Here is a 12,666-nt window from a genome sequence, read left to right as displayed (position 1 = left end):
GTCCGTTTATTGAATACAACAAATTAGGGTTTGTCATCAGTCTGGTCTCTCTCCCACAAGTGGGAGAGAGTTTTTTCAATTTTGTGCAACTGCTACATAATACCGGAAATAAGTTTCTGAACAATTACTTTGCAGTGTTTAACCAATTCCTTAAAATTTGTTCTCCGTATTCGGTCATAAAAGATTCAGGGTGGAACTGTACGCCATAAATTGGTAGAGAATAGTGTTTCATCGCCATTAACACATTTTGATCACAAATAGAAGTTGCAACAAGCGGTGTGTTTTCAAGGGATTTTTGCAAAATTGCCCACGAATGATAAAGCCCAATATTAAATTGTTCGGGTAAATTTTCAAAAATCGGGTTTTGTTCTTTCTGGATGAGTGGGCGTTGTTGCCCGTGGCGAACATTCTCTAAGTTATATAGCGTTCCACCAAAAAATTCACAAATGGTTTGATGCCCTAAACAGACCCCTAAAATAGATTTATGCTGATGGTAGCGTTCTAGCATTTCAAAAAGTTGCGGATAAGCTCTTGGCACATCAGGGCCGGGAGAGATCATAATATGGCTGAATTTTTCCACATCATCTAAATTTAATTGCTCAACAGAAATGACTTGGCTCTCTACGTTCATTTTGCGTAGTAAATCAACCAAATTAAAGGTGAAAGAGTCGTGGTTATCAATGATTAACAACATTATTTTTGATCCTGTTCGCTGTTTTCTACTTTATCAATAATTAAACCTAAACGAGTAGTGTCCCAGTCATTCGCCAGTAATTCAACTTGGGGCAATGTTTGACTAGCTTTCGTTGAAAGTTGTTGGAAACGCTCAACCTTACCGACTAACCCTTGTTTACCCACTAAAGATGTAACTGTCTGATTATATTGGTTGCTTGCGGTGGTTAGCGTATTGCCAAGTTTAGCTAAACGCTCGGCAATGACACAGACTTGATTATAAATATCCCCTGCTTTTTCGCTGATTTCTCGTGCCTCGGCATTACCACGCTCAATTCGCCATAAGTTTGCAACGGTGCGTAAAATTGGCATTAAGGTTGTGTGCGACACAAGAATAACATTTCTTTCATAGCCATAATTGAATAATTGCGGATCGTGTTTCATCGCTTCAATATAGGCAGGCTCAATCGGCACAAACATCAATACAAAATCAGGGCTTTTAATCCCAATTAAGCTACTATAATTTTTCTTCGATAGCCCATCAATATGCTGACGCAATGAACGGCAATGCTCATCTAAGGCTTTATGAATTGCAAAATTATCTTCGGAACGCACCGCTTGATCATAAGCAACAAGGGAAACCTTGCTATCTAAGATAAGCTGTTTATCATCAGGTAACCGTACAACAAAATCAGGAGCAAAGCGTTTTCCTTCGTCATCTCGATAACTTTCTTGGGCAAGATAATGCTCGTCAGCCAGTAAACCTGCTGATTGCAAAGCACTTTCTAGCTGAATTTCTCCCCAGTTTCCTGCAACTTTATTATTGCCTTTCAATGCAGTAGTTAGATTTTGAGCTTCTTGTGACATTGATAGCCCAATTTCAAGCACACGTTTAATTTCGGTTTCTAAATTAGCATTTCCCTTGATGGCTTCAGAATGTACTTCATTAACCCGTTTTTGAAACCCTTCTATTTGCTCTTTAAACGGTTTTAACAGTAAGTCCAATGCGTTTTTATTGCTTTCAGAAAATGATTTACTTTTCTCGTCTAAAATTTGCTGTGCTAAATGCTGAAATTCCACATTTAACTGCTGACGAACTTCTAAGAATTGCCGTTGCTGACTTTCAAAATTCGCCTGTTTTTCATTTAATGTGGTGCGTAGCTCGGCTAACGTTTGCTGAGATTGAGTAAGTTGAGCGTAAAGCTCCTGAGTTTCTCGCTCTTTATGGCTAAACTGATTTTGGCTATGTTGAAGTTGTTCTTCTAAACTTTCCGCTTTGGTATGAGCAGAACCAATACGCTCTTTTAGCTCATTGATATAACGCTCTAATTGATTTTCTGCATTTTCTGCTTGTTCAATTTTCTGCTGTAATTGGGTAATTAAGTGATCACGCTCCAATAAACGCTCTTGGCTACTTTCAAATCGAGTTTGTTGTTGAATTGCCCATTGTTCTAATTGATTTTTTTCAGCAGCCAGTGATTGATGCTGACTTGAAATCTGTTCAAGTTGTTGTTGAGATTGACTAAGATCTTGTTGTAATTCAAGACGATCTCGTTGATAACGAGTGTTTGAAAAAAACAGAAATAAACATAATACGATTAAGCATAGAATGGCAATATATAGCCAAATTTGGTCAATATGAGGCATTAGTGTTATCTAAAATACTGTAAAAAATTATAGGTATTTTACACATTAAATAGGAGAGATTGAATACCAAGCGGTAGGTTTTTACATTGATATTGTATTTTGAACCTAACCGCAAATGGATATTTGATATTGAAACCTAAAGCCTTGTTTCAAAAACAAATTGATAGCTTTTAATGTTATTTCTGTATAAAAAACACAAAAACTTACCCATTCTAAAACAAATCAAGACCTGAAGAAAAAAATAGAAACTTTAATTTTTTAGGAGAATTTGTAAATTATTGTCTAAATCTTACCGCTTGTTGTAGAATGTTTACGTTCTCATTGGGGTGCTTTGTAATAAGGCTGAGAAATACCCATAGAACCTGATCTGACTAATATCAGCGTAGGGATTTGAGACAGGAAACTTGTATCATCTTGTTTTAAATCCTTCTGTTTTCACAACGAGAAGGAACATTCAATGAAATTAACACATCTTTTTACACTTTCTACTCTTGCACTTTCTGTATCTGCTGTGGCTAATCAACCTGTTTTAACGGTTTATACCTACGATTCATTTACATCAGAATGGGGGCCAGCACCTAAGCTAGAAGGCTTATTTGAAAAACAATGTCAATGCGATCTGAAATTTATGCCTTTTGAAGATGGGGTAACAATGTTTAACCGTATTCGCTTAGAAGGCAAAAAAACGAAAGCAGATGTAATGCTTGGCATTGATAACTTTGTAATGCCCGAAGCAGAAAAATCGGGCTTATTTGCACCGCATAAACTAGAAAATAAAGGGTTAGATTTACCAGAGCAATGGGCAGATAAAACCTTTGTACCTTACGATTTTGGTGAATATGCCTTTATTTACAATAAACAGAAAGTAGCAAATCCACCAAAAAGTCTAAAAGAGCTAGTAGAACGTCAAGATCTGAAAGTGATTTACCAAGATCCACGCACCAGTACCGTTGGACGTGGCTTACTCTTTTGGGTAAATAGCGTATATGGCGATAATGCAGAAAAAGCGTGGCAAGATTTGGCGAAACATACGGTAACCGTAGGTAAAGGCTGGTCTGAAACTTATGGGGCATTTTTGAAAGGTGAATCGGATTTAGTGTTAAGTTATGCTACTTCGCCACTTTATCACCAATGGCACGAGCAAGATCAAAATTATGTTGCGGCTAACTTTGAAGAAGGGCATTTAGTACAAATTGAAGTAGCTGCTATAACGAAAACCAGTAAGCAACCTGAATTAGCTCGCCAGTTTTTGAGTTTCCTACAACAGCCAGAAGCTCAGAAAATTATTTCATTCCATAATGTAATGAAACCTGTTGTGAGTGAACAGGCTGACCCTGCTTTCAAAACATTACCAAAATATGAGAAATTAGCTTTCGCTCAACCATCAACTGAAACAGTAAAAAAATGGTTAGCAACTTGGCAACAAGCGGTGAGTAAATAATTTACTGTTGGTATATTTGATATGTAAGTAGGGGCAAATCATCATTATATTTGCCCCTAGATTATTGAGAAAGTGCTTCTGTTTAAAGACTATTTCACTGTTACTCGAGCAAATTTGCGTTTACCAACTTGGTAAACAAATGTGCCTTGTTGAGCATTTTGGCGGACATCTTCAACTTTTTCGCCATCAATTTTTACGCCACCTTGTTGAGCAGAGCGAATGGCTTCTGATGTAGAAGAAACTAAACCCGCTTCTTTTAATAACGTAGCTAAACCAATTTCGCCTTCAAAGGTAAATTCTGGCATTTCATCTGGTATAGCACCTTTTTGGAAACGGTTAATAAACTCTTGTTCAGCAGCATCAGCATCAGCTTCTGAATGGAAACGTGCGATGATCTCTTTAGCAAGTAGAATTTTCACATCTCTTGGGTTTTTACCCTGTGCGACATCTGCTTTAAGCTGTGCGATTTCATCTAATGGACGGAAAGAGAGTAAATTATACCAATCCCACATCAATTCATCTGAAATAGACATCACTTTACCAAACATCTCATTTGCAGCTTCCGTCACACCAATATAGTTACCAAGTGATTTAGACATTTTTTTCTCACCGTCTAATCCAACTAATAGGGGTAATGTCATTGCGACTTGTGGTTTTTGCCCTGCTGATTTTTGTAACTCACGTCCGATAAGTAGGTTAAAAGTTTGGTCTGTTCCCCCTAACTCCACATCTGCTTGTAATGCGACTGAGTCGTGCCCTTGTAATAATGGGTAGATAAACTCGTGAATAGCAATCGGCTGATTATTTCCAAAACGTTTTTTGAAATCATCACGCTCTAACATTCGTGCTACCGTATAATTTGACGCAAGGCGGATCATTCCTTCCGTACCTAATTCACCTAGCCATTCAGAGTTAAATACAATACGCGTTTTTTGCGGATCTAAGATTTTAAAAATTTGCTGTTTATAAGTTTCTGCATTACGCAGTACATCTTCACGAGTTAATGGTGGACGTGTGCTGTTTTTGCCAGATGGATCACCAACCATTCCTGTAAAATCACCGATCAAAAAGATGACTTCGTGCCCAAGTAATTGGAATTGACGTAATTTATTTAATACAACGGTATGACCTAAGTGAATATCAGGAGCGGTTGGGTCCGCACCTAATTTAATGCGTAGCGGGCGGTTTTCTTTTAGTTTTTCAATTAAATCCGCTTCTGAATAAATATCTTCTACACCACGTTTTAGTTCTGCAACAATGTTTTCGATAGATTGGCTCATTATCTTTCCTTATAAATCTAGTATTGAATCGTTGTATTATAGCGACAAGCAAAGAAAATCATAGAGAAAAGGCGAAAAAAAACGCCGTACTTTGTGGGGGAATACGGCGTAAGAGTTGGAGTGATTACCTATTATTTTTGAAGTGGTTAGATGATAATAATTCTCAACAAAACAAGCAACCATCTTTACAAAACCTTACAAATGAGAATTATTCTTATCTTTAAGGTGAATTATAAACCAAAGTTGGTTTAATTTCTCTACTTCGGGTAAATATTCCTCAATTTTCGCCATACAAGCGGTGGGATTAAGCGGAGAATTTGCAAAATATGCGTTAAAAAAGACCGCTTGTTGCTGTTCTGAAAGTGGATTGGCATTTAGAAATAACGCTAATTCCAATGCAGGATCAGATATGGCACTGTATTCCCAATCAATTAACCAGAGCTGATCTTCTTGCTCAATAAGGTTTGCCAAGTGAATATCGTGATGGCAAATTGCCAACGCTAGTGGTTCAATATTTGGAAAAGGCGGTTTAAAAGAGAGCTGTTTCTGTTCTGTGGGGGATAGTTGCTCCCACAAAAATTGACAGCGTTCAGATAGCGATAATCTTGCAGATTTTGGAAAAGATCTGACCGCTTGTAAGTCAAACTGGTGTAATTTTGTGAGCTGCTCCGCCAATTTATTTAACACATTGCTAGAAAATTGCAGAGGGGCTGAACCAGCAATCCACTCTAAAATCAATGCGTGTTTATCACAATAAAGTGGCTTAGGTGAGAGATTTAGTGGGGCGATCCAGTTTAGCAAATCAGCTTCTTGTTGGTAATTAACACCATAATTTGTTGCACGCTGGCTTTGGGTTCGAAGTACATAGCGTTCATTATTTTCAAGGGTTATCATTTGGCTACAAGCGGTAAGCCCTGCTAAAGATTGTAAGGATCTCACCGCTTGTTGTCGATTTCTTGTGAGCCAAGCTAATGAATTAGCGATTTCCACGCAAGTAAACCCGATAATTAACACTTTCAACCGTTGGTGGTGTTAAATGCCACTCGGTTTTAGTTTGTGGTGCTAACCAAAAGTTGAGCCATTGTGTTTTATCATTAGCATCAACGGTTTGAGTTACGCCATCTTTGTCATACCAAAATAATTTATACCATACGTTTATGCTATTTTGCGTTTGATTGGTTACAGTGAGCAACTGTGGTTTAGCATCGACACGAATATGTTGTGCAATTTGAGCTTCTACATTCACAATCGGCGTTGTACCCGTTGGAAGATAGCTCGGTGGATTATTTGCACAAGCCGTTAAAACCAGTGCAAATAGGCAAGGTAGCCAAAACGATCTCAATTCTTTCATCTTATTTTGCCAACATTTTGCCTAACGGTTCACCGCCAACAAGGTGTAAATGGATATGGAATACTTCTTGCCCACCGTGTTGGTTACAATTCATAATCAAACGATAGCCATTTTCCGCAATCCCTTCTTCTTTTGCGATTTTAGCCGCAACAGTAAATAAACGCCCCATTGTAACTTCATCATCGCTGGTTAAATGATTGACTGTCGGGATAAATTTATTTGGCACAATCAAAATATGCGTTGGTGCTTGCGGAGCAATATCACGAAATGCAGTAACCAATTCATCTTGATAAACGATGGCAGCTGGAATTTCTTTACGGATAATTTTACTGAAAATAGTTTCTTCGTAGTTGGTTAGCATAATGTTTCCTTAATATGAATGTTGTAAGCGGTAGGATTTTCCAACTTTTTTGCAAAATTTGCAAAGTTTTCTGCATATCTAACCGCTTGTGTTGATTACCACAGCCAACGTGGGACTTTTTGGCAATAGTCTTGATAAATTTTCCCAAATTTCTGTGCCAAAATTTGCTCTTCAGGCTTAATCTGAAAACGAGTGATATAGGCGATAAATCCCCATACGATAAGCAATGCAAACGCATTTCCCAACCAAAATGTCCAAGTCAATAATAAACAGACTAATCCTAAATACATCGGATTTCGAGTAAAGCGATAAATGCCCTCTCTTGTTAAAGCTGATGTTTTGTTGGGATCAAGCGGGTTGATTGTGGTTTTATTTTTCCAAAAAGCCCACAAAGCACAGAGATCGACCACAACCCCAAAACTAAAGCAGAGCACCGCAAAACAGCGATATACCCAATTTGTTTCTTCATAATTTGGTAGAAAATAGATAATCATTGCACAAATCAATGCAACTAATGGCGGAGGGAGTTTGAGTTCCATATTTTAATCTCACTAAATCAATCTTGGAATTATGCTGTTTTCATTGATTTAATGCTAGTGATTTATCTATTTATGAAATTCGTGCATTAATGCCAAAATTGCTTGTTGGCGGTTTGCAGGCAAATGGCGAAAATATTTCAACATCAACACTTCATTCTGAGAAAGACTTTCACCCTCAAAATTCTCTTTGCCATAGCGTAACCATTCAGGGCTAATATTAAGCCATTTTGAGAGTGTTTCGATTTTATCAGGCGTAGGAATAGATTGCCCGATAAGCCAATTATGTACTGCTTGTGGTGTAACAGGCTTATTCGGGTGACGAAGATTAAATTTATTTGAAATTTCGGCTAAAGATAAAGATTGAAACCCTGCCAATTCTAAGGCGACTTTTAATCTTTTACTAAAACCTGTTTTATCTGATTCTGAGTGCATTTCTGCATTATGACGAGTAAGTAATTAATTTTTTAAATTATTCAATTTATAATTTAAATTATTTAATTGATGAAATATAATGTAAATTGCCATTCAGGCACATATCAATCATATTCAGGAGAAACTTATGTCATTAAAAAAAGTAACCTTAGCTAGTTTGATTCTTTTAGGTTTAACCGCTTGTGGTAGTAGTGGGAATGGCAATTCAACTAGTGATACAAACAATAATACAACTTTAGCCGAAGTTGAGAAAAAATTAGCGATAGCAACTGATGAATTAAAGAATTTGAAGGTAGAGAACCAAGAAAATACCGAAGTGTTAGAAAAAGCTAAAGCGGATTTAATTAAAGCACAAGCCGATTTAGACACCGTAAAAAAAGATAAAAATGCAACTGCATCGGCATTACTTGAGGCTCAAAACAAACTTAAAGTTGCAGAAGAAAATAAAGAGCGTGTTACATCTGAATTAAATGCTCAAATTGCTAAATTAAATAATGAAATAGAGCAAATTAGAAACGAAAGTAGTTTGGCAAATACTAATTTAGTTAAAGCACAAGCTGATTTAAAAGTTGCACAAGAAGATAAAACAAAAACTGCTGCAGAATTAACAGCAGCTCAAGAAAAACTCAAAGAAGCAGAAACAGCCAAAGCGACAGTTGAGAATAAATTAGCAGGAAAACAAAGAGTAATTGATGCCATTCATTCTCAGATCCTGAGATTAGAGAATAAATATTATGACATTGGTTGGAAAGATCCTGCTTCCTATTCATCTGGCTTTCATAAAACAGCCTATATTCATATTACCCCAGCGGTTGACGATGGAATTTTAACTGGCGATCAGTATATTTACAAACAAACATATTCTACTGTAGTAGCGGCAGCAACTAAAGATTCTTCACTTAATGATGATACCTATTCACCTCGTTTTAGAGTAAATGGTATATTAACAGATGGAGAGGTAAATACTTTACCAAACGAAGGCTCCGCAACCTATACTGGCAAAGCCTTCCAAGCTGATCAATTAGGTACTCTTACTTATAACGTAAATTTCAAGGAGCGTACTGGTTCAGGGAAACTATCTGGTTTTGATAAATTGGCTGATATTACATTAGAAAAAGGGAGTATTGGACAAATAAATCAAAATCAAATAAATCTATATGATAATAGACTTAGTTCTCTTCACGGTATTGCTGCTGAAGCCTCAATGGCTGATGGAACAAAAGGGAAATATGTTCTTGGTTTCTTTGGTCCAAATGCCGAAGAAATCGCTGGTGAAGTGTATATGTCTAAACATTTAGAGAATTCATTTAAATCAAATGGTCGTTCTGCTCAAAAATATGGTTATAACGAGCGTGGAACAATGTTTGGCTTTGGCGGAACTCGTGGCGAAATCCAAAAATAATTAAATAGTTCACTTTTGGGGATACCAATGTATCCCCATTTCATTATATCCGTATGAAATCATATAAATTCTCTTTTATTTTTTTGCTGACAAGCCCAATTCTCTCAGCAAGTCCCCTTACCGATCCGGTAAACTTTGAGCGTTTATCACAAGCGGTCGGTTTTGATCAACCATTTGCAAAAAAATCAGCAGATTTAACCGCTTCCCCAAAGGTTGCTTTACCGTTAGTTAATCCACATAACCTTGAAGCTCAAATAAACCAAGCCATTATTGAACAACAATGGCAACATTTGCCCATTCTGTTACAACATTATCAACAGCAATCCCATTATGATACGACTCTTGTGCATTATGCTTTAGGAGCATTTTATTACAGCCAACAACGTTATCCTGAGGCGATTCAACACTATCAAGCAGTATTAAATCAAGATCCAACATTAGCTTATCCCCGTTTTGATTTAGGAGTAATGCTTTACGAAAATCAGCAGTACAAACAAGCCATCGAGCAACTTACTATGGCGAAAGCAAACTTAGCACCAGCAATGCAAGATCTAGCCGAACGCTATTTAGCAAAAATGGAAAAAGAACAGGGCTGGCAACCTGATTTCATTGTGCAATATGTGCGTACCGATAATGTCAATAATGCCTCTAGTTCCTCAGTAGTTAATATCAATGGGCGACAATTAGTCAAAGATAAAGATTCATTACCACAATCAGCAGAAGGCTTTCGCTATGGTATTGGCATATCAAAATCCCATAACCTGACAAGTAGTCACTATCTTAACACTTCACTGCATTACAACGGTGTTTATTATTGGGATAATCAAGATTACAGCGAGCAATCACTTCGCTTTAGCTTGGGATACCAATATCGCAATGCCAAAATGAGCTTGGGTATTACGCCATTTGTTGAGCAAAATTGGCTAGGTAACCTGCGCTATAGTAAGCAGTTCGGTGTAACACTGCACAGCTATCGCTATTTGAATTCAAAATGGGTAGTTTCAGCTCGCTTAAACCATAGCCAAAAACGTTATCAAGACCACTTAACCGCAAGCCGTTATGATGGCTTCCAGAATAGTGCTTCGTTGGCATTACGTTGGCAAGCGACCAGATCTTGGCAATTTTTTGCAAGTATTGATGCAAATCGAGATCAGACCAAAGAAAAAGCCTCATCTTCCCATAAATTTGGTGGAGAACTTGGCATCATTTATCGTTGGAAAAGTTGGGGAACGGAATTTAGAAGTAGCTATGCCAAACGCCATTTTGAAGGAGAGCATTATCTTTATGGCTATAAACGTACTGATAAAGAATATCGGGCAAATTGGTCTCTATGGAATGAAAAATGGGCGTGGAAAGGCTTAATGCCGAAGTTGAATTTCAGTTATATGAAAATCCATAGCAATATGCCCGATTTCTATTCAAGAAAAAATGGAGAATGGTTTTTGACTGTGGAAAAACGGCTTTAGACCGCATTTCCTATCACGATATAATCTAGTGGTTCGTCCCAGCTCTCTAGCGGTAAACACTCTAACTGTTGGCATTGATGAGCCAATCCAACGCTGATTAAATGTTTGGCTTGGGAAAGGGTTCGGTCGTAAAACCCTCCGCCCATACCAAGCCGATTGCCTTGTGTATCACAAGCAACAAGGGGGACGAAGATCATTTCTAATTCGCTAATTGGCAATACTTTTCTAACGTCTAATTTGGGTTCCAAAATTCCAAAACGGTTAGGGGATAAATCTGCTTCATCATCAAAACGCAAAAATAACAGTTGGTGTGATGAAAAAGGGTGTAATACAGGAAGATAAATCTTTTTACCTATTGAGCGTAATTTTTTAATCAAGGGAAGCGGTGAGATTTCGCCGTTAAATGGTAAATAAAATGCAAGATGTTGAGCAGAATAATATTCAATCAATTCTAGCGATTTAGGGATAATATTTTGTGCTGCAAAGCGTTGCTCATCAAGGGTTAATGCTTGGCGTTTGGCTCGCATTTGTTTGCGAAGTTGGTTGCGTTGTTCGCAAAGTGGAAGTGGGAAAATATCATTCATCATAAAAAGGAACCCGAAGTGCCGTTATCAGTTGTGGTCCTTGAACCAGACGGTTCAAGGGAGTCGAACGTAATCATTTTTAGGCTTCTCGCAAGCGAGCCTGCTCACCAACAATTAAGGGTTCAACTCAAGGAGTTTTAAATATCGGCTCAGGGACGTAACTAACAACGCACACCTCAGGCAAAGTGAATACTAACGGAATTTAGCAAAATTTCCTAGTGTTCAGATCAATAAAATAACTAAAATTATATTATTCGTTATTTTCTTGACCGATTGGAACTGCTTGGGCATCAGTCGATTGGAATTTTGCCAACGAACTATCTAATTGTTGTACACAAGCCATTAAAACATTTTTATTCTCTAGATTTTTACGTTGTTCTTGTTCTAGCTCATAGTTCAAATTGAGTGCCACAATAGATAGCACTTTCTCAAGTTGAATAATTCCAGATTGCTCTTTTAATGCTGCAACACGCTCTTCTAAACGCTTCGCTGATGCTAATAAAAAATCCTGTTGCTCAGGTGGGCAATATAGACGCAGAACCTGTCCGAAAAGAGATAATTCAATATTATTTTTCGACATTATTGGGAAATCCTTACCAAAACAAAAATTTTTGCTATTATGCCACTCTTTATCCAAATCACAAAATAACAGGTTATGGCTATTTTACAATCGAACGAATTTCAACAACTTATTACAGACTTACAAATTGAATACACGCTCGCTGAGTTTCACGGTTTTATCAGTGGATTGATTTCAGGCGGTATCCAAGATGAGTCGTGGAAGACTCTAACCTACCAAGTTACCAATGATGGACACGCTTTTTCACAAGCTCCGCTCAAAAAATTAACTGATTTTTATCAACAGCTTAGTGAAAGTTTTGATGAAGCGAATACGCTATTTTCACTTTGGTTGCCAAGCGAAGAAGATGGTTTTGCTTTAGCTGATGGCATTGCACAATGGACAAATCACTTTTTACTGGGGTTAGGCTTAGCTCAACCTAAGCTACAACAAGAAACTGATGAAGTTGGCGAAGCTATTGATGATTTAGATGAAATCGCTAAACTTGGCTACGATGAAGAAGATAAAAGTGAAGAGCTACTCGAAGCTGGGGAAGAAATTGTTGAATACCTGCGTGTTGTTTCACTTTTCCTACACAGCCATTTTACTCAGACCAAAACGGTAAATAAACCACAAGTACATTGATAGTCGTTTTATTCATTTTCAAAAAGAGTGCGTTAAATCCTTACACTATAAGTGTCTCAGACTGATGACAAACTTCAAAAGAACGTAAAATCTGTAGGGTGGGCTTTAGCCCACCCCAGATTATTGACAAAGTCTTTTTTCATTCGGACGCCAGCGTGGCGTCCCTACAAGGAAAGTTATAACCAATTGAAAAATAACAGATTTTATTTTGTTATGTAGGGACGCCACGCTGGCGTCCGTTAATTGGATACAACAAATTGGGGTTTGTCATCAGTCTGCAGTTTTAT

The 12,666-nt window shown here is 37.5% G+C and carries 14 protein-coding genes, 1 other RNA gene and 1 riboswitch; of the genes, 4 read left to right on the top strand and 11 right to left on the bottom strand.

The window, feature by feature from the left end; translation table 11 throughout:
* Positions 1-124 precede the first annotated feature (124 nt).
* The gene (locus tag A1D25_RS07885; RefSeq protein WP_157395140.1) at positions 125-694 is read right to left on the bottom strand and encodes an anthranilate synthase component II; all 570 of its coding nucleotides are present in this window, start codon (positions 692-694) and stop codon (positions 125-127) included.
* The gene (locus tag A1D25_RS07880; RefSeq protein ID WP_157395139.1) at positions 694-2,319 is read right to left on the bottom strand and encodes a DNA recombination protein RmuC; all 1,626 of its coding nucleotides are present in this window, start codon (positions 2,317-2,319) and stop codon (positions 694-696) included. Before A1D25_RS07880 ends, A1D25_RS07885 begins: the two co-directional genes overlap by 1 nt.
* A gap of 312 nt (positions 2,320-2,631) precedes the next feature.
* A riboswitch (TPP riboswitch) is annotated at positions 2,632-2,726 on the top strand.
* Between the two features lie 50 nt (positions 2,727-2,776).
* Here A1D25_RS07880 and thiB point away from each other — a divergent pair.
* The gene (thiB, locus tag A1D25_RS07875; RefSeq protein WP_157395138.1) at positions 2,777-3,760 is read left to right on the top strand and encodes a thiamine ABC transporter substrate binding subunit; all 984 of its coding nucleotides are present in this window, start codon (positions 2,777-2,779) and stop codon (positions 3,758-3,760) included.
* Between the two features lie 89 nt (positions 3,761-3,849).
* Here thiB and tyrS read toward each other — a convergent pair whose 3' ends face one another.
* The 6 genes from tyrS to A1D25_RS07845 form a co-directional block, all read right to left on the bottom strand.
* Complete coding sequence (gene tyrS / locus A1D25_RS07870) at positions 3,850-5,040, bottom strand: tyrosine--tRNA ligase (protein ID WP_157395137.1); 1,191 nt, start codon at positions 5,038-5,040, stop codon at positions 3,850-3,852.
* A 195-nt stretch (positions 5,041-5,235) separates the two neighbouring features.
* Positions 5,236-6,030 carry a phosphotransferase gene (locus tag A1D25_RS07865; protein WP_240327133.1) on the bottom strand — a complete coding sequence of 265 codons (795 nt, stop codon included), beginning with the start codon at positions 6,028-6,030 and terminating at the stop codon, positions 5,236-5,238.
* The gene (locus A1D25_RS07860; protein WP_157395136.1) at positions 6,017-6,391 is read right to left on the bottom strand and encodes a DUF1425 domain-containing protein; all 375 of its coding nucleotides are present in this window, start codon (positions 6,389-6,391) and stop codon (positions 6,017-6,019) included. The genes A1D25_RS07865 and A1D25_RS07860 overlap by 14 nt, the downstream gene beginning before the upstream one ends.
* A 1-nt stretch (position 6,392) precedes the next feature.
* A complete protein-coding gene (gene hinT / locus A1D25_RS07855; RefSeq protein ID WP_157395135.1) occupies positions 6,393-6,752 on the bottom strand; it encodes a purine nucleoside phosphoramidase in 360 nt (119 codons plus the stop codon).
* Positions 6,753-6,847: 95 nt separating this feature from the next.
* Positions 6,848-7,291 carry a methyltransferase family protein gene (locus tag A1D25_RS07850; RefSeq protein ID WP_157395134.1) on the bottom strand — a complete coding sequence of 148 codons (444 nt, stop codon included), beginning with the start codon at positions 7,289-7,291 and terminating at the stop codon, positions 6,848-6,850.
* A 66-nt stretch (positions 7,292-7,357) separates the two neighbouring features.
* On the bottom strand, positions 7,358-7,723 hold the full coding sequence (locus tag A1D25_RS07845) for a transcriptional regulator (RefSeq protein WP_157395133.1): 366 nt from the start codon (positions 7,721-7,723) through the stop codon (positions 7,358-7,360).
* A 127-nt stretch (positions 7,724-7,850) separates the two neighbouring features.
* On the opposite strand from A1D25_RS07845, the gene A1D25_RS07840 reads away from it, so the two are divergent.
* Both A1D25_RS07840 and A1D25_RS07835 read left to right on the top strand, forming a co-directional pair.
* Positions 7,851-9,125: a factor H binding protein domain-containing protein gene (locus A1D25_RS07840; RefSeq protein ID WP_157395132.1), complete on the top strand. Its 1,275-nt coding sequence runs from the start codon at positions 7,851-7,853 to the stop codon at positions 9,123-9,125.
* A gap of 53 nt (positions 9,126-9,178) precedes the next feature.
* Positions 9,179-10,591: a surface lipoprotein assembly modifier gene (locus A1D25_RS07835; RefSeq protein ID WP_157395131.1), complete on the top strand. Its 1,413-nt coding sequence runs from the start codon at positions 9,179-9,181 to the stop codon at positions 10,589-10,591.
* Here A1D25_RS07835 and A1D25_RS07830 read toward each other — a convergent pair.
* The 3 genes from A1D25_RS07830 to A1D25_RS07820 all read right to left on the bottom strand — a co-directional run bounded on the left by A1D25_RS07830 (position 10,588) and on the right by A1D25_RS07820 (position 11,755).
* Complete coding sequence (locus A1D25_RS07830) at positions 10,588-11,178, bottom strand: 5-formyltetrahydrofolate cyclo-ligase (protein ID WP_240327132.1); 591 nt, start codon at positions 11,176-11,178, stop codon at positions 10,588-10,590. The two genes, A1D25_RS07835 and A1D25_RS07830, sit on opposite strands and share 4 nt — an antisense overlap.
* Positions 11,179-11,181: 3 nt before the next feature.
* Positions 11,182-11,361, bottom strand: a non-coding RNA gene (gene ssrS / locus A1D25_RS07825) — 6S RNA.
* A gap of 64 nt (positions 11,362-11,425) precedes the next feature.
* Positions 11,426-11,755, bottom strand: a complete 330-nt coding sequence (locus A1D25_RS07820) for a cell division protein ZapA (protein WP_157395130.1) — start codon at positions 11,753-11,755, stop codon at positions 11,426-11,428.
* Positions 11,756-11,830: 75 nt separating this feature from the next.
* On the opposite strand from A1D25_RS07820, the gene A1D25_RS07815 reads away from it, so the two are divergent.
* Positions 11,831-12,379 carry a UPF0149 family protein gene (locus tag A1D25_RS07815; protein ID WP_157395129.1) on the top strand — a complete coding sequence of 183 codons (549 nt, stop codon included), beginning with the start codon at positions 11,831-11,833 and terminating at the stop codon, positions 12,377-12,379.
* The last annotated feature ends 287 nt before the right edge of the window (positions 12,380-12,666 follow it).

Source organism: Ursidibacter arcticus (genome assembly GCF_009761375.1).
Lineage (GTDB): Bacteria > Pseudomonadota > Gammaproteobacteria > Enterobacterales > Pasteurellaceae > Ursidibacter > Ursidibacter arcticus.
The sequence above is the reverse complement of the archived record's forward strand: the minus strand, read 5'-3'. Positions and strand labels throughout refer to the sequence as shown.

What these genes read in the sequence shown, in the direction of transcription:
- A1D25_RS07885 (WP_157395140.1), bottom strand. Translation starts at nt 694, where the DNA reads ATGTTGTTAATCATTGATAACCACGACTCTTTCACCTTTAATTTGGTT.
- A1D25_RS07880 (WP_157395139.1), bottom strand. Translation starts at nt 2,319, where the DNA reads ATGCCTCATATTGACCAAATTTGGCTATATATTGCCATTCTATGCTTA.
- thiB (WP_157395138.1), top strand. Translation starts at nt 2,777, where the DNA reads ATGAAATTAACACATCTTTTTACACTTTCTACTCTTGCACTTTCTGTA.
- tyrS (WP_157395137.1), bottom strand. Translation starts at nt 5,040, where the DNA reads ATGAGCCAATCTATCGAAAACATTGTTGCAGAACTAAAACGTGGTGTA.
- A1D25_RS07860 (WP_157395136.1), bottom strand. Translation starts at nt 6,391, where the DNA reads ATGAAAGAATTGAGATCGTTTTGGCTACCTTGCCTATTTGCACTGGTT.
- hinT (WP_157395135.1), bottom strand. Translation starts at nt 6,752, where the DNA reads ATGCTAACCAACTACGAAGAAACTATTTTCAGTAAAATTATCCGTAAA.
- A1D25_RS07850 (WP_157395134.1), bottom strand. Translation starts at nt 7,291, where the DNA reads ATGGAACTCAAACTCCCTCCGCCATTAGTTGCATTGATTTGTGCAATG.
- A1D25_RS07845 (WP_157395133.1), bottom strand. Translation starts at nt 7,723, where the DNA reads ATGCACTCAGAATCAGATAAAACAGGTTTTAGTAAAAGATTAAAAGTC.
- A1D25_RS07840 (WP_157395132.1), top strand. Translation starts at nt 7,851, where the DNA reads ATGTCATTAAAAAAAGTAACCTTAGCTAGTTTGATTCTTTTAGGTTTA.
- A1D25_RS07835 (WP_157395131.1), top strand. Translation starts at nt 9,179, where the DNA reads ATGAAATCATATAAATTCTCTTTTATTTTTTTGCTGACAAGCCCAATT.
- A1D25_RS07830 (WP_240327132.1), bottom strand. Translation starts at nt 11,178, where the DNA reads ATGATGAATGATATTTTCCCACTTCCACTTTGCGAACAACGCAACCAA.
- A1D25_RS07820 (WP_157395130.1), bottom strand. Translation starts at nt 11,755, where the DNA reads ATGTCGAAAAATAATATTGAATTATCTCTTTTCGGACAGGTTCTGCGT.
- A1D25_RS07815 (WP_157395129.1), top strand. Translation starts at nt 11,831, where the DNA reads ATGGCTATTTTACAATCGAACGAATTTCAACAACTTATTACAGACTTA.